The sequence below is a fragment of the Sphingobium sp. FG58 genome, from assembly GCF_057809055.1.
The window spans coordinates 37,228-55,711 of record NZ_JBMDJF010000013.1 but is presented as its reverse complement, the minus strand read 5'-3'; the positions used below and the strand labels follow the sequence as shown (position 1 = coordinate 55,711).

15 protein-coding genes are annotated in these 18,484 nt (G+C 62.2%); 3 read left to right on the top strand and 12 right to left on the bottom strand.

The window, feature by feature from the left end; translation table 11 throughout:
• Positions 1 to 4: 4 nt before the first annotated feature.
• A complete protein-coding gene (locus tag ACODR8_RS14720) occupies positions 5 to 2,251 on the top strand; it encodes a TonB-dependent receptor (protein ID WP_489007948.1) in 2,247 nt (748 codons plus the stop codon).
• 58 nt (positions 2,252 to 2,309) lie between these two features.
• Here ACODR8_RS14720 and ACODR8_RS14715 read toward each other — a convergent pair whose 3' ends face one another.
• From ACODR8_RS14715 to ACODR8_RS14685, 7 genes are all read right to left on the bottom strand, one after another.
• Positions 2,310 to 3,803: a phospholipid carrier-dependent glycosyltransferase gene (locus tag ACODR8_RS14715; protein ID WP_489007947.1), complete on the bottom strand. Its 1,494-nt coding sequence runs from the start codon at positions 3,801 to 3,803 to the stop codon at positions 2,310 to 2,312.
• A 15-nt stretch (positions 3,804 to 3,818) separates the two neighbouring features.
• Positions 3,819 to 4,991, bottom strand: coding sequence for a TonB-dependent receptor domain-containing protein (locus ACODR8_RS14710; RefSeq protein WP_489007946.1), 1,173 nt, complete (start codon positions 4,989 to 4,991; stop codon positions 3,819 to 3,821).
• Positions 4,991 to 6,088 carry an endonuclease/exonuclease/phosphatase family protein gene (locus tag ACODR8_RS14705; protein WP_489007945.1) on the bottom strand — a complete coding sequence of 366 codons (1,098 nt, stop codon included), beginning with the start codon at positions 6,086 to 6,088 and terminating at the stop codon, positions 4,991 to 4,993. The genes ACODR8_RS14710 and ACODR8_RS14705 overlap by 1 nt, the downstream gene beginning before the upstream one ends.
• A 120-nt stretch (positions 6,089 to 6,208) precedes the next feature.
• The gene (locus ACODR8_RS14700; RefSeq protein WP_489007944.1) at positions 6,209 to 7,384 is read right to left on the bottom strand and encodes a glycosyltransferase; all 1,176 of its coding nucleotides are present in this window, start codon (positions 7,382 to 7,384) and stop codon (positions 6,209 to 6,211) included.
• Positions 7,385 to 7,387: 3 nt separating this feature from the next.
• Positions 7,388 to 7,933: a DUF2141 domain-containing protein gene (locus ACODR8_RS14695; RefSeq protein WP_489007943.1), complete on the bottom strand. Its 546-nt coding sequence runs from the start codon at positions 7,931 to 7,933 to the stop codon at positions 7,388 to 7,390.
• Entirely contained in the window at positions 7,930 to 8,868 is a 939-nt protein-coding gene (locus tag ACODR8_RS14690; protein WP_489007942.1) for a hypothetical protein, read from the bottom strand. The genes ACODR8_RS14695 and ACODR8_RS14690 overlap by 4 nt, the downstream gene beginning before the upstream one ends.
• A complete protein-coding gene (locus tag ACODR8_RS14685; protein WP_489007941.1) occupies positions 8,865 to 10,121 on the bottom strand; it encodes a glycosyltransferase in 1,257 nt (418 codons plus the stop codon). Before ACODR8_RS14685 ends, ACODR8_RS14690 begins: the two co-directional genes overlap by 4 nt.
• A 131-nt stretch (positions 10,122 to 10,252) precedes the next feature.
• Here ACODR8_RS14685 and ACODR8_RS14680 point away from each other — a divergent pair, with 131 nt between their 5' ends.
• Complete coding sequence (locus ACODR8_RS14680; RefSeq protein WP_489007940.1) at positions 10,253 to 11,068, top strand: hypothetical protein; 816 nt, start codon at positions 10,253 to 10,255, stop codon at positions 11,066 to 11,068.
• A 29-nt stretch (positions 11,069 to 11,097) separates the two neighbouring features.
• Here ACODR8_RS14680 and rutA read toward each other — a convergent pair whose 3' ends face one another.
• The 5 genes from rutA to ACODR8_RS14655 form a co-directional block, all read right to left on the bottom strand.
• Complete coding sequence (gene rutA / locus ACODR8_RS14675) at positions 11,098 to 12,177, bottom strand: pyrimidine utilization protein A (protein ID WP_489007939.1); 1,080 nt, start codon at positions 12,175 to 12,177, stop codon at positions 11,098 to 11,100.
• Positions 12,178 to 12,182: 5 nt separating this feature from the next.
• The gene (gene rutD / locus ACODR8_RS14670) at positions 12,183 to 12,965 is read right to left on the bottom strand and encodes a pyrimidine utilization protein D (RefSeq protein WP_489007938.1); all 783 of its coding nucleotides are present in this window, start codon (positions 12,963 to 12,965) and stop codon (positions 12,183 to 12,185) included.
• Positions 12,958 to 13,341: a pyrimidine utilization protein C gene (gene rutC / locus ACODR8_RS14665; protein ID WP_489007937.1), complete on the bottom strand. Its 384-nt coding sequence runs from the start codon at positions 13,339 to 13,341 to the stop codon at positions 12,958 to 12,960. The genes rutD and rutC overlap by 8 nt, the downstream gene beginning before the upstream one ends.
• Positions 13,341 to 14,075: a pyrimidine utilization protein B gene (gene rutB / locus ACODR8_RS14660; protein WP_489007936.1), complete on the bottom strand. Its 735-nt coding sequence runs from the start codon at positions 14,073 to 14,075 to the stop codon at positions 13,341 to 13,343. The genes rutC and rutB overlap by 1 nt, the downstream gene beginning before the upstream one ends.
• Before the next feature lie 174 nt (positions 14,076 to 14,249).
• Positions 14,250 to 16,997 carry a TonB-dependent receptor gene (locus tag ACODR8_RS14655; protein WP_489007935.1) on the bottom strand — a complete coding sequence of 916 codons (2,748 nt, stop codon included), beginning with the start codon at positions 16,995 to 16,997 and terminating at the stop codon, positions 14,250 to 14,252.
• A gap of 581 nt (positions 16,998 to 17,578) precedes the next feature.
• Between ACODR8_RS14655 and ACODR8_RS14650 the strand changes: the two genes are divergently transcribed.
• Positions 17,579 to 18,484 (top strand): ROK family protein, encoded by a 906-nt coding sequence (locus ACODR8_RS14650; protein ID WP_489007978.1) that lies wholly within the window; start codon positions 17,579 to 17,581, stop codon positions 18,482 to 18,484.

Below are 18,484 nucleotides of genomic sequence, written 5' to 3'. Positions count from 1 at the left end.
TGCCATGACAGTTTCACCAGCTTTTCGCGCGCCACGTGATCATCGCACGACCAGTGCAGCCCTGGCGATGGCCACCGCCTTGCTGGCCATACCCGCACAGGCGCAGGATATGTCGGCTCCGCAAAGCGGCGGTCTGGACGAAATTGTCGTCACGGCGCAGCGGCGGGAAGAGAATCTGCAGAATGTGCCGATCGCGGTGACCGCGATCACGGCGGATGCGCTGGCGAGCGGGGGAATTGGCGGCACGACCAGCCTGCCGCAGGCGGTGCCGAGCGTCCAGCTGACCCGGTCTGGCCCATCCGGCATATTTTTCGTGCGCGGCGTGGGCAACACCAGCGGTGGTACGGGCGAGGAAGGAGCCAATGCCATCTATGTCGATGGCGTCTATCTGCCCGATCTTGGCCAGACCGTCTTTCGCTTCAACAATATCGAGCGGATCGAGGTGCTGAAAGGGCCACAGGGCACTTTGTTCGGCCGCAATGCGTCCGGTGGTCTGATCAATGTCATCACGCGTGAACCGGGGCGCGATGTCGTGGTGAAAGGGCAGGTCGGGATTGCCAATTATGAAAGCTATAGCGGGCAGCTATATGCGGCCAGCCCGCTGACCGATAGGCTGAGCGCCGATATAGCGCTGACCGGAACGCGGCAGGTCGATGGCTGGGGCCGCAATCTGGCGACCGGACGCAAGGTCGGCTTTGGCTGGCACTGGGGCGCGCGCTCAAAGGCGGTGTGGCGACCCAATGACCGGACGAAAATCATGATGTCGGGCGAATACGGCAAATCCGACGATGATTTCGCGTCCATCTTTCATGTTGCCGAAGGATCGGTAGGCACCGGCGGCACGCAATTTCCCGGCGACTATAATACGAACACATCCGCCTATCAGCGTGTGCGCCAGCGCATCTATGGCTTCAACCTGACCGCGGAATTCGATCTGGACTGGGCGACGCTGACCAGCATTACCGGATTTCGGGGCAACAAGACCCGCAGCGGGCTCGACCCCGATGGCGCGCAATTGCCGCTGGCGCGCTATGCGATCCATTCCGAAACGGATTCCTTCCAGGAGGAAATCCGCCTTTCGTCCAACGATACCGAACCGCTGAGCTGGCAGACCGGCCTGTTCTTCCTGCGCAACAAGGCGGCGCTGGTGAACCAGCAGCAGCGTGGCACGGCCTTTGGCGGTGTGGATGCAGGATCGGACCTGTCGGCATCGATGCGGACGCAATCCTATGCCGCCTTTGCCGAAGCGACCTATGCGCTGACGCCATCCACCGATGTCACGGCGGGACTACGCTATACCCGCGACGATCGCACCCTGCGTGGCGAACAGACGCCCGTCGGGCTGGTGCCGGGAACGCCCCTGTTCATCGGCCAGTCGCTCGCGCCGCGCACGGATTCTCTGACCTATGGCAAATTCACCTACCGGCTGGCGATCCGCCAGGACCTGACCGACGATATCAATGTCTATGCATCCTATAATCGGGGCTTCAAGTCGGGCCTCTGGGCCTTGCAGTCGCCAGCCAATCCCCCGGTCGACCCGCAATTTATCGACGCCTATGAAGTCGGCCTAAAGACCGAATGGTTCGACCGACGGCTGCGCCTGAACCTGTCGGCCTATCATTATGATATCAGCGACTATCAGGTTCGCGCCGCAGTGACGCTGGGCGCGCAGCCGACATTGCTGAACGCCGCGTCGGTGGATGTGGACGGCGTAGAGGCGGAGTTCGAGGCCGCACCGATCGACGGGCTGCGCCTGTTCGGGTCAGCCACGCTGATGCGTTCCAAATTCGCGGATTTTCCCTTTGCGCCCTTCACCTACCCCCGTCCTGCCGTCTGTACGCCGACGGGTCCGGCAGCCGGTCAGACCACAGGCGCGGCCACGGGCGGCAACCTGACATGTCTGGGCAGCGCAAAGGGCAATGACACGCCGCTCGCCCCACGTTTTGCCGCCAATATCGGCGCATCCTACACCGCCGATCTTGGCGATGAGCGCGAATTGCTGTTTTCGGCGCTCTACAGCTATAATGACGGCTATTATTTCGAGGTCGACAATCGGCTGCGCCAGGAAGCCTTTGGTGTCGTCAACGGATCGATCGAATATCGCCCGTCCGCGCGATGGGGCGTGGAATTGTGGGTCAGGAACCTGACCGATGCGCGATATCATGTCCAGAAGCTGGGCAGCGCGCTGGGCGATCTGGCTGTGCCTGCGGCGCCGCGCGCCTATGGGCTGAACGTCAAATTTGATTATTAGGGCGTCATGGGGAAACCGGAGCGCGCCATTTGCCCATCATCCTTAGCAGTATCGGCAATCATTCCGGCCGGAGATATAGCGTCCCCTCCCCTGACGGCAGCGTTGTGGCGCGATAGTCATGCGCGCTTGCCCAGGCGATCAGGGACGAATCAAGCCCCTCCGGACTGGCGGGGGACGGCGCGCTTTCCTGTCCGGTTAGGATCGCGGCGGGGGGATGACGGGTCAGGCCGTTCGCGACGCTTGCGCCGTTCAGCACATGGAAGGCAGCCTGCTGCGCCGGGGTGAGCAGGTCGCGGGTGCGGAACAGGAAGGGAGCGGCGGCAAAACGCGGATCGAGCGGAAGGCCGCTGTCCACGACCCGTTCCGGGGCCAGGCTGACGATCGGGCCAGTGATGCCCGCGGCGCGCACGCTTTGCCCGATCGCATGGGCATCACGGGTCGCCGACAGGATGGGACTGTGGGCGCGCGCGATGTTCGGGGCGATACGGATGGCTGTTTCGGCCATGCCAGCCGCCATGCACAGCATCAGGGCCGCGATGGCGGCGGGGCGCGACCAGCGGGGATCGTCCAGCATCAGGCCGAAGCGGAGAAACAGCGCAGGCAGCAGCGGCACCAGATATTGCACATAGATGGGCCGTGGCAGCCATGCCGCGATCAACCCGGCGAGGATCACATAGTCGAGCAGAGCTGTCGTCATGGAGGATTTTGCGGATCGACGCAGGATGGACACCCCCATCGCGACAAGCGCCAGCAGCGCCGATCCCTGCGCCAGAAAACGCAGCAGCCTCAGCGCGCTGAGCGGGGTTTCCACCATATAGGTGCGCTGGTTCAGCATCTGCCATTCCAGCGGCGCCTTCAGGCTATAGTCGATGATGCCGAACCAGGCCGCATCCGGTGCGATCGCCCACAGGATCAGGGTCGGCAATCCACCGGCGATCCCGCCCGCCGCCAGTGCGAGGACACTCATTGGGCCGAGCCGTCGAATATTGACCAGCGCGAACAGGCCGATGGCGGCGGCGGGCAGACCATAGCTGATCTTCGCCGAAGCCGCCGCGCCCAGTAGAAGCCCGGCGAGCATGAAGAATAGCGGGCGGCGACCCGTGCCGAGCGCGTCGATGAGCAGCGCGAGACCGGCCATGTGCAGGAATAGAGGCAGGGCATCGTTCCGCGCAACTGTCGCGGCGAACAGGAAAGCATGGCTGGTGACGAGCGCCATGGCTGCAATCCCGGCGCTGCGCCGCGACCCTCCCACCCGACATACGGTCTGGTATAACAGCGCCGCCGCCCCCGCTGCGCACAGGGTATTGACGGCGCGCAGGGCGAGGAACAGCCAGCCCTCGCACAGCCAGGCCAGCGGCGTGAAAAGCAGGGGTTGCAATGGCGTCTGGAGATAGGCGAAATCGCGATAGGGCAGGCCCGATCGCATCAATGCGACTGCGGCGACATATTGCCCTTCGTCATGGTCGATCGGTCGGAAAGCCGCAATGCCCAGCAGCACCGTTAGCAACAGCAGGAAAATGCACAGCGGGGAAGCGCGGACAGCCTTGGTCATCACAGGGCCGGATGCTTACCAGCCCATGTCGGCGCTGAACATGACGGCGCGGGTCTGATCGACGGCATGAAGGCTGCCCATCGCGGTCGGGCCGGAGAGGCCGATGCTGACCAGACGGCTGGGATTGATGAAGCGTGCGGCAAGGCGCAATCGCTGGCGCCCCTGTTGCACGGGCGTATATTCGATGCTGCCTTCGGCGCGCAGGGGCGATTGCTGGGTGCCAAGAGCAGCCAGGGCCGCGCGGCCGGTGCGCGATCCCTGTGCCGCGACACGCCACGCCCCGCTGGTCCATGCGGCGGCAAGGGCCATTTCCCGTTCCTGCACGGATCGCCCGGTCATGGTGTCCACCGCTGCCTGCTGATAGCGGACGGACCAGTCGAGATGCGACGTCAGCTGGTGCCGGGCCATCATCTTCACGCCTAACAGGCGGGCGGACCCGATATTGGTGGGCAGATAGGCGCGGTCGGCAAAGGACAGACCATTGCGGATGTCGGCGCGATAGAGGCTGGTCGTCACCATCATGTCACCGCCCGACCATTGACCACCGATCGACGCGACCCGGCTTTTTTCGGGGCGGAGGGAGCGGCGCAAAGCCTCGAAATCGGGGCGCGAAAGGCCAAGCGGGCCGGTAAAGCCGGTATCGCCATAGGCGCGCATGGATTCGTTATAGTCCATCGACAGCGTGATTGCGGGTGTGGGTCGGTAGTGGACGACGGCGTGGGGCAGGAACCAGTCCCGCGCGCGCAGCCGATCATCACCACTGCCGATCGTTACATTGGCATTGCGGTTGCTGACTTTCAGTCCGGCAAAGCCCAGCGTCATCGCGACCTGATCGGAAAGGGAGAAATGATCCTCGACCGACAACATCCGCGTACGGCTGCGCGGGCGGTGGTCGTAGCCTGATGCGCCCATAGCGGGTAAAATATCCGCCTGCGCCCCGATGAACCGGCGGCTCTGGCGCTGGAGGCGCAGGGCCACGACATGGTCTGGCTCATCACCGGGCAGCGGACGGATCGCGCCGATCCAGCCATAATCCGGGCTGGTCCTGCGCGCCTCTAGCAGGGGCGATCGTCGGATCGCAGGCTTCAGCGTGAAGCTGATGCTTTGATCGACGAATATGTCCTGTGCCGATGCGGCGCCGCTCTGGAGCGCCAGCGCGACCAGACCGAGCAGATACAGGCTGCGCATCAGCGATACTCGCTTTTCGGCGCAGGGCTGGCATCGGCCAGCGCCAGTTGCGGGCGCTGGCGGTCATAGGCGATGACATAGCCGAAATGATCGGAGAGCGGCTGACCGTCAGGCTCCGACCCGAACGGCACATGCGCGCCTTTCACGACGAGCGCTGTGCCTTGCCCGGCGCGCGCGAAGATCCAGTCCTTGCGGCGCTGGGTGGCGTGGATCAGATCATCGCGCGCCTGCGGAGCGGGGATGGCAGCCTGTTGCAGGGCGAGTTGCGCGCCGCCCTGCGACTCTGCCACGAACGACAGGCCATGGCGGGAAAAGCTGTCGAAGAAGATGCGCGTGCGATCGCCATTGCCGCCAATGTTCATGTCGCCACCGATCATCAATGTGCGGTCGCGCGGGACGGCGCTGGCGATGAAGCGCGCGGTCAGATCGACCTGTCGCGCATAGGCCGCCAGCGATCGCGCCACGGAAACGCCCGACGCCTTGCGCGCGTTGAGGTGGATATTGACGATGGCGACGGGCTTCTCTTCGCCAGGCACCTGTATGTCGGCGATCACCACGCCTTTGTTGGCGAGGCAATCGAACCCGGCGCAGGCGAAATCGGGGAAGGCCAGGCGCTGGACGCGCAGAATGGGATAATCGGACAGGATGATGAGGCCGCTGTCGGTCTGTTTCCCCATCGCCTCACCACGATCCCACCGGGCATCAGCAAGAAAGGCCCGATCCGCCGTTGCAGGCGCGATCGGCGAGCGCATCAGCCGATCCGGTCCGAAGGTCATGTGCCGGTAGCCGGACGTGCGCGCAATCTCTGCCGCCTGCGGCGTGAAGGCTTCCTGCAACACCAGGATATGGGGCTGCTGTCCCCGTTGCCGCAGGGCGCGCAAACGCCCGCCGATCCGCGCCAGCGCCGCATCCCGATCAAAGGCGAGCGGCCAGGGCAAACCCTTGATATTATAGGTCATCATGGAGAGCGTCGTATTGCCGCCGTCCGGCAATAGCTGCGCCATATCGAGACGATATGGCAGGCTGCTGCTGGTCGATCCGGTCGCGACGAAACTGACCAGCCCTGCAAACAGCATGGCTCGCATAGTCTTGTACATGATGATGCCCCCCAATGGCTGGCGTGGTCATAGCCCGCCAATGAGTCGTGCGCGTTTCTTCCGCACTGCAATATGATGAAAGTTCCATGGCGGCAGCGTCACTGATCCGACCAGTAACTGTCATGCAGCGAGCGGAAGGCTCCGTCTGGTCCCTTCATAGAGGGTGAACAGATCGGCGAAATGCGCGTCCATCGTGCGCGTGTCGGCGGCGGCGGCGCGGGCATTGGCAAGATGATCCGCTGCCCCCTGCATCAGGAACAGGCGAATGGCGGCGGCCAGGCTGGATGCGTCCGCCGCGCGGTAATGATGGCCAGCGCCCGGCACCAGATGATCCGCCGCCGCCCCGCCATCGGGCAGGAACATAGGAATGCCACTGGCCCGCGCCTCTGCCGCGATCATGCAGAAGGTTTCGGATTCGCTGCCATGGACCAGCGCGTCGGCGCTGGCGAGCAGGCTGGCGAAGGCATGGCGGTCGGTTACCGGCGCCATCAGCCGGACATGCGGATTGTCGGCCGCGGCGCGTTGCACGCTGGCGCGGGCGCGGCCATCGCCCGCAATGACGAGGCCGACCGGACGATCGAAGCCGCAGGCGGTCACGGCCTCGATGATCATCGGCCACCGTTTTTCCGGGGCGTGACGGCCCGCGCCGAACAGCAACAGCGCATCCTCATCCAGGTCGCACCATTGCAGCAGCCGTCGCCGCAAGTCGGGGTCGCGGTGCCGGGGGGAGAATATGCCGGGCTGCACCCCCATGCGGTTGGTGATGACATGCCGCAAACCGCCATTGGCCAGCCGCGTCGCCAGTTCGTCACTGGCGCACACGATATGATCGAAGCGCGCGTCCAGACGCCGCAAATGTCGCCAGAACCAGTCGAACCCGCGATCGATCTGCTCGCGACTGGCAAGGCTGCGAAACCAGCGATAGGCATAATTTCCCAATGGGTCGGCGTGCATGATCAGGCTGCGTGGTACATCGCCGCGCCAGTTGGCGACCATCGATGCGCTGCCCCAAGGCGTCGATGCCTCCACCAGATCGGGACGCAGGGCGTCCAGCCGGGCGTGCAAAGCGGCTTCGTCATGGAAATAATGATAGCGCCCGTCGAGCGGGAAGCGGCGACCCGGCACATATTCGATGCGCCCATGATCGCCGAAATATTCGACATGCGCCTGCGCGGCAGGGGCGAGAATGATGACTTCATGGCCGCGCGCAGGCCCGGCCAGCATCTTGTGCCGGACATAGGTTTTGACGCCCCCGCCCTGCGGTGCGTAAAAGGCGCATATATCGACGATCCGCATAACCTAAAGCGCCTTGACCGGGCCGAAGGACAATAATCCCCGGCGATAATTCATGATAATCCGCCCGCGCGTAGGACCGTTGCCGACGACCAGCGTGGCCGACGCAGCCTTGGGCTTGCCCATGCCCAGTTTCGGGTTGCCGCCAAAGCCGACGCCATCGACCGAAAGCCCGAATTTCCGGTTGCCGTCGCGATCATGCAGCACGCTGACTGCATAACGGCCCGGCCCCGGCACACGGACGCAGATTTGCGCAGTATAGCCGTTTTGCGTGGAGCCCTGCCCGACTGGCACCTCGACCCGACGGAAAATCTTGCCCTGAGAAATCAGGATATTATCGTCCTGAAGAAAGTCCTGATCGTTGGCGGGATAGACTTCCGCCTTCAGGCGGCCTTCGCGATCCTTGAGGCCGACGATGTCGAGCAACAAGGACGGGCCATTCTCACCGGGGCGACAGCGCGCTTCCGCCTTACCCAGATCGGGGGTCGAGGGGATGGTCGGGACTGCCGCAGCGGCGATGATGCTGGTTGCCCACAGCGCCAGGGTTTTCATGCCTGCCTCCGCTGTTTCACAAGGCCGCTCAGGCCCAGGATCAGCCCGACCAGCAGATGCGCGGCGAGTAGCAGGCTGGCGATCACCGCCAAAACCTGCGCAATTTCCAGCTCACGCCCGACCAGGAATACGGCCACGCCTGCGAACAGCACGTCCTTGTTCGGCACCATCGGCAGACGGGACAGGACCAGCCGTAGCGTCGACAGCATGAACCACCAGCTCAACGCGACATCGGGCAGCAGCAGGTGCCACAATGTCGCATAGAGCAGTACATTGGCGATGATCCGCGCCAGATGCACCCCCGCCACCATCCGCCGTTCCGGCCAGGGCAGGCTGAACACCTTGCGACTGAACAGGATGGGACCAAAGGAGGTCACCACAAGGATGGTGAGCGATATCCCCAGCGCCCGCCCGTCCATCGCCAGCCGCAGCGATGACAGGAGGGGCAGCGTGAAGAGCAGCATCGCGAGCGTGACGATATTGCCCATCACGCCGGACAATATCGCCGAATCCTTGACCGCGCCAAAGGGCGATCCGGCCATCGTCACATGCCGCCGCGCCCAGGCGTAGAAATAGACGTCGCCGACATAGCCGAGCAGCAGTTCGTTACTGATCCGCTTGCGGAACAGGGCCGACAGGCCACCGGCGGGGATCGACCATAGCCGGTTGAAGATGACCCAGTCGCATAGCGGCGTCAGGCTGTATGTCACCGCGAACACCAGCCAGAAAAGCGGGGTGCGCGGCAACATGGCGATAAGCTTGTGAAAATCGAACGAGCCGATCTGAACGAACACGACCGCCAGTATCGCAAAGGAGATAAGCGGGCCGAACCATGCCGTCCAGTTGCGGCCGGACCGGACCAGCGGGGTCGGGTCCAGCATCGCGCCTGTACCCGGCGCATGGATCAGCGGGGAAAGGGCATCGGCATGGCTCATGATAGCTGCGCCTCCAGAGGGGATTGCGAACGGGGCCTGGCAAGGGCAGCGCCCCGCGGGTGCGGGGGCGTTGCCAGCATGTGATGGAAGAGCGCGCGATAGGCGGGGACGGCGCGTTCGATGGTGAACGCCGCCGCCTTTTCGCGAGCGCGCGGGCGGTCCTGCCTATCACGGTGCGCGGTGCGGATGGCATCGGCGAACGCAGCTTCATCGCCGCCATCGATCAGCGTGCCGAGCGCACCATCGTCCAAAAGCGGCGACATGCTCGCGCAGCAGCGGGTGGCGATGATCGGAAGGCCGCACGCCAGCGCCTCGACCACGACGCCAGGCTGCCCTTCATAACGGGACGAAAGCAGCAGCACATCATGGTGTGGCAACTGGCAACGAATATCCGGGCTGAATCCGGCGAAATTCACTTTCGCCGCGATGCCGAGGCGGTCGGCAAGGCGTTCCAGCCGGAAACGCGCACGGCCTGCCCCGAAGATGGTCAGCCTGTCGTCCAGTCCGCTGCCCGCTGCGAAGGCGCGCAGCATCAGCGGATAATTTTTCTGCCGCTCCAGCCGACCGACGGCCACGAAATGCCTGCCCTGTCGCGGCAATGACGATGAAGGCAGTGCCGCAACGGCATCCAGATCGGCCAGCGCCAGCACCGGATTGGGTACGACATGCACGCGCGCGCGATCGACGCCCATCCGTGCCGTCACTTCCTGCGCCATGGGATCGGACAGGGCGGCGAAATGGTCGATCGCCTTGCCCTGTATGCGCAGCCAGAGGCGATAGACAGGCCGCATGATCGCCGGCATATCGGATCGCATCAGGTCGTTGCTGACCTTGGCCAGAATGAGCGGACAGCGCCGCCCGAGCCGCAATTTCAGCAGCACGGCGACGATCGCATAGACATTGCCGGCGCAAAACAGAATGTCGGGACGGTGCGCATCAATGGCGCGCAAGGTCGCGATCAGGAGGCGGAGGGTAGCCAGATGGCGACCGATCAACGGCCAGGATGGCAGATATTGGGTGGCGCTGCCGGGCGGCAGATCATGCTGCATCGGGCCTGCCGGATCGCCGAGCATCAGGCGCACGTCCATCCCGGCCCGCCGCCACCCCGTGATCAGCCGCAGTGCAATGCGTTCGACTCCGCCCGGTCCGGGGGCATGAAGAAAGACCAGGACGTGCGGCGGCGAAACGGCTTCACAATCGCTATCGACGATAGCTTTATCGGTCTGCGATAGCGGCTGACGGAAGCACTGCATGACCCGCCCATGTCGGACATTCATAACAGGCTGATGCACTATTCGTGACGGAACGATGAAGTCTGGACGAATGACATGTCATGATTGCGCCCATCATGAACCCGTCACAAATATCGGGATATAGGTCGGTCATGTTTGCGCCCCTCCTCCTGCCAGTGCTGCTTGCCGTTCAGGGCGTGGCAGCGTCGCTGCCTCCTGCGACCAGCGCGCCGGTCACCTTGCGCATAGCCGCCGAGGAAGCGCGGCAGGGCGTCGCGTCCGATGGCGTCCATATCTATGCCATCGACAATGACCGGATCGGCAAATATCGGATCAGCGACGGCGTGCGTATCGCGCAGTGGAAAGGCGACCGGAGACTTTTTCCGCATATGAACAGCTGCACGGCGGTAGGCCGCGAACTGATATGCGCGGCGTCCAACTATCCCGCCGTGCCGCAGACCAGCGCTGTTGAAATCTTCGATACCAAAAGCCTGCGCCATGTCCGCAGCATCAGCCTGGGCATGGGGCCAGGATCGCTGACCGCGCTAGATCGGCATGACGGGACATGGTGGGCGATGTTCGCCAATTATGACGGGAAGGGCAAAGAGGCCGACCGCGACCATCGCTATACGACGCTGGTGCAGCTTGATGATGATTTCCGGCAAATGCGCGGTTGGCTGTTTCCCGCCGAGGTGCTGGCGCGCTTTGCCCCTTTCAGCTGTTCGGGCATGAGCTGGGGCGCGGGCGGGCAACTTTATGTTACGGGGCATGACAGGCCGGAGCTATATGTCATGCGCCTGCCAAGCGCCGGATCGACGCTGGAGTTGCTGGCCACCATTCCCATCGCGACGGAGGGCCAGGCAATCGACTGGGACCCCAAGACCCCCCATCGCCTCTGGTCGATCATGCGCGGCCAGTCGATCATTGCGGCGAGCGAAATCAGCTGGAATGGCGGCCAACGGGAATAAGCGCCCTATGGCAGGGGGCCAGGGATAGTTTATTGGTCTCCATGGCTTATCGGGCTGCGGCTCTTCATCAGCGGCTGGATGCGGGTGCCAAATGCCTCCACGCCTTCCAGGAAATCGTCGAAGGTCAGCAGCACGCCGCCGGTGTTCGGCACTTGTGCCATCTCGTCCAACATGCGTGCTACGCTTTCGTAACTGCCGACCAGCGTACCCATATTGATGTTCACCGCACCTTCCGGCGCAGCCAACTGGCGCACATTGGTGTCGGTATTGACCGTGTCCTTGGCCCCCTGATCGGCCAGCCAGGCTATGGCTTCCAGATCGACACCGTCATTATAGCTCCGCCATTTGGCCATGGCTTCCTCGTCGGTTTCGGCGGCGATCACCATCACCAGCACGAAAACCGACACGTCGCGGCCGGTCTGCGCCGTGAATTTGGCCAACCGGTCATTGTTGAAAGCGAAGGCAGTCGGCGTGTTGACGCCCTTGCCTAGGCAGAAGGCATAGTCCGCCCATTTTGCCGAGAAAGCCAGCCCCGCATCGGACGATCCAGCGCAAATGATTTTCATGTCCGCTTGCGGCTGGGGGCGGACGAGGCAGTCGTCCATCTGATAATATTGGCCCTTGAAGTCCGATCGCCCGGTTTCCCACAATTCGCGCAATATGCGGGCATATTCATCCAGCACGTCGTAGCGGTTGCGGAAATGCTCCTCACCCGGCCAGAGACCCATTTGCGTATATTCGGGCGGCTGCCAGCCCGTGATCAGATTAAGCCCGAAACGACCGTGGCTGATACTGTCGATGGTATTGCACATGCGCGCGGCGAAGGCGGGCGGGATGATCAGCGTGGGGCAGGTGGCGAAGATCTTGATCTTCTCCGTCACCGCCGCAAGGCCCGCCATCAGCGTAAAGCTTTCAAGGCCATATTCCCAGAATTGCGTCTTGCCACCGAAGCCGCGCAGCTTGATCATCGAAAGCAGGAAATCGAGACCATATTTCTCCGCGCGCTGGGCGATCTCCTTGTTGAGATCGAAGCTCGGCAGATATTGCGGGGCGTTCTCGCTGATCAGCCAGCCATTATTGTTGATGGGAACGAAAACGCCGACCTGCATGGACTTTACCTCCTGAGGAATTCGAGAATGAGGCGATTGAACCCGTCCGGGTCGGTCACGTTGCAGGCGTGGCCGCCCCAATCAAAGGTGGCGGTTGTCGCCTGCTTGACCGGCGCGGCGAGATCGAGCGCTGTGGCGAAGGGGACGAGGAAGTCGTCGCGAGTGGCAATGGCGAGCAGATGTTCAAGCGCCGACAGCCCTGCCGGATCGGGCGTATAGGCCTGCACCGCGGCGATGCGTTTGGCGCTATTCTCGACGCCGGGGAACGTCGCAAGGTGGTGGTCCAGGTCGGCGGTCAGTTCGCCATCATGCGCGGCGATCCAGTCGGTCGGATAGAGGAATAGCGGCTGCGCTTCGAGAAAAGCTCGCTCGCCCGCGCCATGCAGCAGCGCGAGGCGTGCGGCGAAACAGCGCCTTGTATGCGGCGAGAGTGAGCGCCAGCCGTTGATGACTACCAGCCGGTTGATCCGTCCTGTGCGGATGGCGGTTTCGATGCCAATCGCCCCGCCCAGCGCATGGCCGACGATATGCGCGCGCTCGATACCGATGGCATCCATGAGCAGGGTCACGTCCCTCGCCATCTCCTCGACCGATACGGTGTCGGGCAGTGTTCTGTCACTGCGGCCAGTGCCGCGATGGTCGTAGGCGATGACGCGGAAATGCTCCGCCAGCGCCCCAAGATTGGGCGCCCAATAACCCGCCGAGCCGCCAAGGCCACTCGACAGGATCAGTGGCGGCGCATCCACGCTCCCGTGCGTTTCATAATAAAGGCCAGAGGCCTCAGCCAAGATGGGCGACCGAGGCGATTTCGACCAGGCAGTCGGGCTTTACCAGTTCGCATTTGATGCAATAGCGCGCTGGCTTGTCGCCCGGAAAATACTCAGCATAGACCGCATTGAAAGCGGCATAATCGTTGAGATCCTTGAGGAAGATATGGTTCATGGCGATGTCCGCCATGGTGCCGCCTGCGGCTTCCACCGTGATCTTGATAACGTCCAGCACATGGCGCGTCTGCGCGGCGGCATCGCCCACATGCAGGACCGAACCACCTTCGCCCAGCGCCAGCACGCCCGACACATAGATAGTGTTGCCCGCTTTGGCCCCGGCCGAATAAGGCGCGATGGGCGTTGGAAATTGCGGCGGGTTGATCGGTTCGAAAGGCATCAAGACTCCTTTGGTGGCAGCTGCCCGACAGCGGTGCGGAAGTCGGCGACATTGCTGACCCAGCCGAAGAATTTTTCGACATTGTAGAGGCTGGCCTGACGGATGAAGTCCGGTCCCAGATGATGCACCGCATCCTCCAGCAGTACGCCGAAATATTCGAGATGGAAGCCGTCGCGCAGGGTCGATTCCACGCAGACATTGGTGGCGATGCCAGTGAAGATCAGCGTACGGATGCCGCGTGCGCGCAACACGGAATCGAGTTGCGAGTTGAAGAAGGCCGAATAGCGGGGCTTGTGGACGCGAAGGTCGCCGTCATGCACATTCAGGCTATCAACAAGCTCATAGTCCCAACCGCCCCGCGCCAGAAACTGCCCGGCCAGCTCCGGCCGCGCGCGCATCGTCTTGAGCGCATTGGATTTGTGCCAATTGGGGGACAGCGGCGTGCCTGCTTCTACATAGTTCGAATCCCAGCCATTTTGCAGGAACACCACCGGCATCCCCGCCGCGCGCGCCACATCGATGACTTGCGCGATCTTGGGAATGACGCTGGCCGCCGGGCCGACATCAAAACCGGCCTCGTCCACATAGCCGCCTTTGCTGGCATAGGCGTTCTGCATGTCGACAACGATGACCGCCGTGGTTGCGGCGTCAAGCCGGATCGCTTCGGGTCGCGCCGACAGCACGACCGAGGGGCCAGAACGCAAAGGCGCGGGATCGATGACGGGTTCGCTCACTCGCGCAAGATTGAGCAGGCGCGTCCGATCGTCAAGCGGGGTTCAACCTGTTGCCATGATTAGATCGAAGGTCGATCTTCCCGGACGGTTGCGCGCTCGATTTCAGGCGTGTCGACAAAAAAGAACCCGCCCCTCCAATGGAGGGACGGGTTAAATCGGCACATCTGGAGGGGATTAAAAGCGGACGCTGACGCTTGTGGAGAAAACACGTCCGTTCTTGTAGATCGACGTCGGTGCCGACGGCGTCGAGCTATATTGATAATAGGTTTCGTCCAGCAGATTGGAGGCCGTCGCGGTCAACTGGATCGCTTCCGAGATCGCATAGGAAATTTGCGCATCCACCTGGCGATAGGCGGCGGTATAATCCTGCGACTGTTGGCGACCAAAACGGTAGAAATATTTGGACCGGCGGTTGTAGCTGACGCGCGCCTGGATCGGGCCGCTTTCGAAATAGGGCGAGATCTGGAAGGTGCTGCGCGACAGATAGGGCAGGCCATTGGCGAAGGGCGTTTCGGCGTCGGCAAATGTATAGCTTGCCTGGAGTCCGAAACCCGCGATCAAATTGGCATTGCCCGACAGCGAGAAGCCGGTCACCTTCGCCTTGCCGCCATTGACCGGACGGGAGATCGAATAGTCCAGCGTCTGGCCGGTGACCGGATTGGTGAAGGTTACGCCGTCCTCCACCGCGTTACCGACATAGTTGGAAATGTCGCGGTAAAAGACTTCGGCCGCCAGGAAGCTGCCCGGTGCGAAATACCATTCGGCGGACAGGCCGTAATTGGTCGCGGCATAGGGTTTGAGATCCGGGTTGCCACCACCGCCAGACCGGGTCGCATCGTCCAGAGAGATTGATCCTGCAAGGTCGGAATAGCGGGGACGGGCCATGACCTTTGCCGCAGCAGCACGCAACACCACCTGATCCCCGGCATCGTAGATGAGGTTGATCGAAGGAAGGAAACGATCGTCGCTGCTGGAAACGCGGGTCAGTTCATAGATGCCGTTGCTCTGAACATAGAAGTTGGAAACGTCCTTGGTATGAACGAAGCGGACGCCGACATTGCCGCGCAGCTTGCCAGCCTCGAAATTGGCCTGGACATAAGCAGCGCCGATCTTTTCATCGACCTTGAAATATTCATTCTTCGCCAGGCCACGGTCGATCTGCACATTGCCATATTCATCAAGCGCGGCAATGATGCCGTCCCTATCCAAGGTGGCATAGGGCGTGCCGTTTCCGGTCGTGCCAAGCCCCTTGTACAGATCCTTGTCGAGAACGTAATAATCGAGGTCGCCCAGTGTGAAATTCTGGTTGGTGAATACGGCGTTGCTGAAGGTCGTGTTGCTGTTGGAATGGTCGGCAAAGCGTGCGCCGAACAGCAGGTGGGTGACCGGTCCCCAGTTGACGTCATGCTTGAAATTCAGTTCGCCGAATTTTTCGTCATCCTTGGTGAAACCCGACTGGAGCGGAATGCCGCCAATCTGCCGACCGAAAAAGGCTACGCCGCCATTGGCCGCCTGATCCGAAGGGCTGAGATTTTCACCACCAACTGCGGTGAAGTTGCTGAGCCATTTGGTTGGATCGCTGGCCGCCGAGTCCCAATCGACGGTCGTGTTCTTGCCATTGGCACCAGCGGTAAAGCCCTGCTTGGTACGGAAATCGAGCAGATATTCCGGGTCCTTGCCGCCGCTAGCCTTGGTATAGCCGGCGTTGCCGGTGATCAGCCAGCCTTCCGGTTGCCAGTCCAGCATCGCAGAGAATGTGTCATTCTTGACGCGGGTGCGGCGAAAGTTGGTGTCCAGCTGGCCGGTCGCGCCATTCTGGCCGTCGGGAATACCCGCGAAGGTTGCCGAGGTGACCAGGCCGTTGGAATATTCGGCTTCAATCAGGCGCGATCCTTCAAAGCCATAGGTGTACATCGAGTTGGACACATTGTCGTAATTGCCGCGGATGATGAGCGCGGTGCCGGTCAGGGTCAGATTGTCGGCCGGGCGGAACTGGACAGCGCCGTTGAAACCGATGCGTTCGCGTTCCTGCTTGAAGAATTCGCGGGCCAGGAATGACGCATAACGGGCATCGCTGAACTCGCTCAGTTGTGACGCCGTCGGACGCTGGCCATTGATGAGCGGGCCATCGACGGCGCGTCCGTCCGCACCGAACCGGATATTACCAGCGGCATCCCGCGAAAAACGTTCCAGCAGTGCGGCACCGGTGCGATACCAATAGGTCGCGACGCCCGCCCGGCTCAGCTGCTCCTTGTCATAATTGACGGCAGCCAGGACACCGAAGGTTTCGTCCTGGTTCTTCCAGCTGTAAAGCGCCGACCCGCGCAAGCTGCCCCGGCTGGCGCGGTCATTATATTCGTAGCCGCCGTTGAAGCGGAAGGTGTTGGCTTCCAGATCCAGCGGCTTGCGCGTGACGACATCGACGCTGGCGCCGATCGCGCCTTCCTGGAGGCGGGCTTCCGGCGTCTTGTAGACGATCGCCTGGCTGACGATGGCCGGGGCCAGCAACGAATAGTTGAAGGTGCGGCTGGACCGGTCGGACGGGTTGCCACCCCAGTCGGCAGATGCCACCGAATGACCGTCAATCGTCAGGCGGTTAAGTGCAGGTTCGACGCCGGCAATGGACAGTTGTTCGCCTTCACCAAATTGGCGATCAACGGTGACGCCGGGCAGACGTGCCAGCGAATCTGCAATATTGCTGTCGGGAAATTTGCCGACATCTTCGGCACTGATGACATCGACGATCGAGTTCGCCTTGCGCTTGATCTCGATCGCGTCGCGCAAACTGGCGCGATAACCTGTGACGACGATTTCGCTGTCGCTGCCCGACGCTGCGGCGACGTCGGCCTGCTGCGCGGCGGCGGTGAGGGGAAGCGCCACAAGTGCGCTGGTTGTCAGAAACGCGATATGCCGCAAAGCCATGAACAAATCCCCCTATTACGGTGCCACGCACCGACGACTCCCCCGGCCAATTTGCTGGCCTGCTGATTTCACCAATGGATGAATATTGGATATGTCATGATAACCAAACCCACCCTTTGGTTATGTCCATGTTATATTCAGATTTCGCAAAATCTACACAAAAATGACATCAGCGAAGCACTGGCAGCAATATCCGGCATAAATTGCTGAATTTTTAGATATAAAATTTGCTTTCGCCCCTCTGGCAAGCGGCTGCACGCAGCAATTGGACCGCTATAATCGCGGCTTAAATGTCGAACGGGACAGGCGTCGAGTCGATCGGAGGTCCAGCAATTTAGCCGTGTGCCAGCCCCTTTGGCGTTCAGATTTATGTATCTGGGCATTGGCGCAATCGGATGGGAGCCGACCCAGAGCGAGGTTCGAGTTGCGATAATACCAATTTTCGCATTATGGCGGGACATGATTTGTCGATCGCGCGTCTGAATAGACCATTGCGTCCCAATTCCATGCCTGCGCATGGGCAGGGATGACGGCAGACAGCGACGTGGAATTGCAGGGAGATGAAGGTGACCAATCAGGCCATAGTCGCAGGCGTAGAATTGGGCGGAACGAAGGTCGTGGTCCTGCGCGCGCGCGGCGAAAACATCATGGATCTTCGCACCGTCCCCACCACGGACGTTGCCACGACATTGGGGTCGGTGCTGGACATATTATGCGCGTGGCATGGGGAAACGCCGTTCGCGGCCATGGGTATCGGCAGCTTTGGCCCTTTGCGGCTGGACCGGCAGGCACCGGATTTCGGCATCATGCTGCCCACCCCGAAACCCGGCTGGGCCGGGGCTGACATCTATGGGACGTTGACCGATCCGTTCGGTTGCCCGGCCACGATCGACACAGACGTCAATGGCGCAGCCTTGGCCGAATTGCGCTGGGGTGCGGGGGCGCAAGGTGCCGTGCCATCGGACAGCCTATGCTATATCACCATCGGCACAGGTGTCGGCGGCGGTTTCGCCTTTAACGGCCATACGGTCCGTGGCGCGCTGCATCCTGAAATTGGTCATATACAGGTTCGGCGTGCGCCGGGCGACGATTTTCCCGGTATCTGCCCCTTTCACGGCGACTGTATCGAAGGGCTGGTTTCAGGCCCGGCGCTTGCCAAGCGCTTCGGAACGCCCGGTCATAGCATCGCAAACGACGACCCGCGCTGGGATTTTGTGGCCAGCGACATTGCCCAGATGATCACCACGATCCTGATGAACGTAGCGGCCCGTCAGGTGCTGATCGGTGGCGGAGTCGGCATGGGCCGGACCGACCTGCTGGACCGGGTGCGCGCAAAGGTGGTGACGCTGGCGGGCGGCTATCTGCCCTATATTGACGAGGCGAGCATCGCGTCAGTGGTCAGCGCGCCGTTACTGGGCGACCGGGCCGGGCCGTTGGGAACGGTCGCGCTGGCGCTGGACGCGCTGGACGGGATAGGGATCGACTGA

What these genes read in the sequence shown, in the direction of transcription:
- ACODR8_RS14700 (WP_489007944.1), bottom strand. Translation starts at nt 7,384, where the DNA reads ATGCGGATCGTCGATATATGCGCCTTTTACGCACCGCAGGGCGGGGGC.
- ACODR8_RS14690 (WP_489007942.1), bottom strand. Translation starts at nt 8,868, where the DNA reads ATGAGCCATGCCGATGCCCTTTCCCCGCTGATCCATGCGCCGGGTACA.
- ACODR8_RS14720 (WP_489007948.1), top strand. Translation starts at nt 5, where the DNA reads ATGACAGTTTCACCAGCTTTTCGCGCGCCACGTGATCATCGCACGACC.
- rutA (WP_489007939.1), bottom strand. Translation starts at nt 12,177, where the DNA reads ATGCAGGTCGGCGTTTTCGTTCCCATCAACAATAATGGCTGGCTGATC.
- ACODR8_RS14685 (WP_489007941.1), bottom strand. Translation starts at nt 10,121, where the DNA reads ATGCAGTGCTTCCGTCAGCCGCTATCGCAGACCGATAAAGCTATCGTC.
- ACODR8_RS14710 (WP_489007946.1), bottom strand. Translation starts at nt 4,991, where the DNA reads ATGCGCAGCCTGTATCTGCTCGGTCTGGTCGCGCTGGCGCTCCAGAGC.
- ACODR8_RS14705 (WP_489007945.1), bottom strand. Translation starts at nt 6,088, where the DNA reads ATGTACAAGACTATGCGAGCCATGCTGTTTGCAGGGCTGGTCAGTTTC.
- rutC (WP_489007937.1), bottom strand. Translation starts at nt 13,341, where the DNA reads ATGCCTTTCGAACCGATCAACCCGCCGCAATTTCCAACGCCCATCGCG.
- ACODR8_RS14715 (WP_489007947.1), bottom strand. Translation starts at nt 3,803, where the DNA reads ATGACCAAGGCTGTCCGCGCTTCCCCGCTGTGCATTTTCCTGCTGTTG.
- ACODR8_RS14680 (WP_489007940.1), top strand. Translation starts at nt 10,253, where the DNA reads ATGTTTGCGCCCCTCCTCCTGCCAGTGCTGCTTGCCGTTCAGGGCGTG.
- ACODR8_RS14655 (WP_489007935.1), bottom strand. Translation starts at nt 16,997, where the DNA reads ATGGCTTTGCGGCATATCGCGTTTCTGACAACCAGCGCACTTGTGGCG.
- ACODR8_RS14695 (WP_489007943.1), bottom strand. Translation starts at nt 7,933, where the DNA reads ATGAAAACCCTGGCGCTGTGGGCAACCAGCATCATCGCCGCTGCGGCA.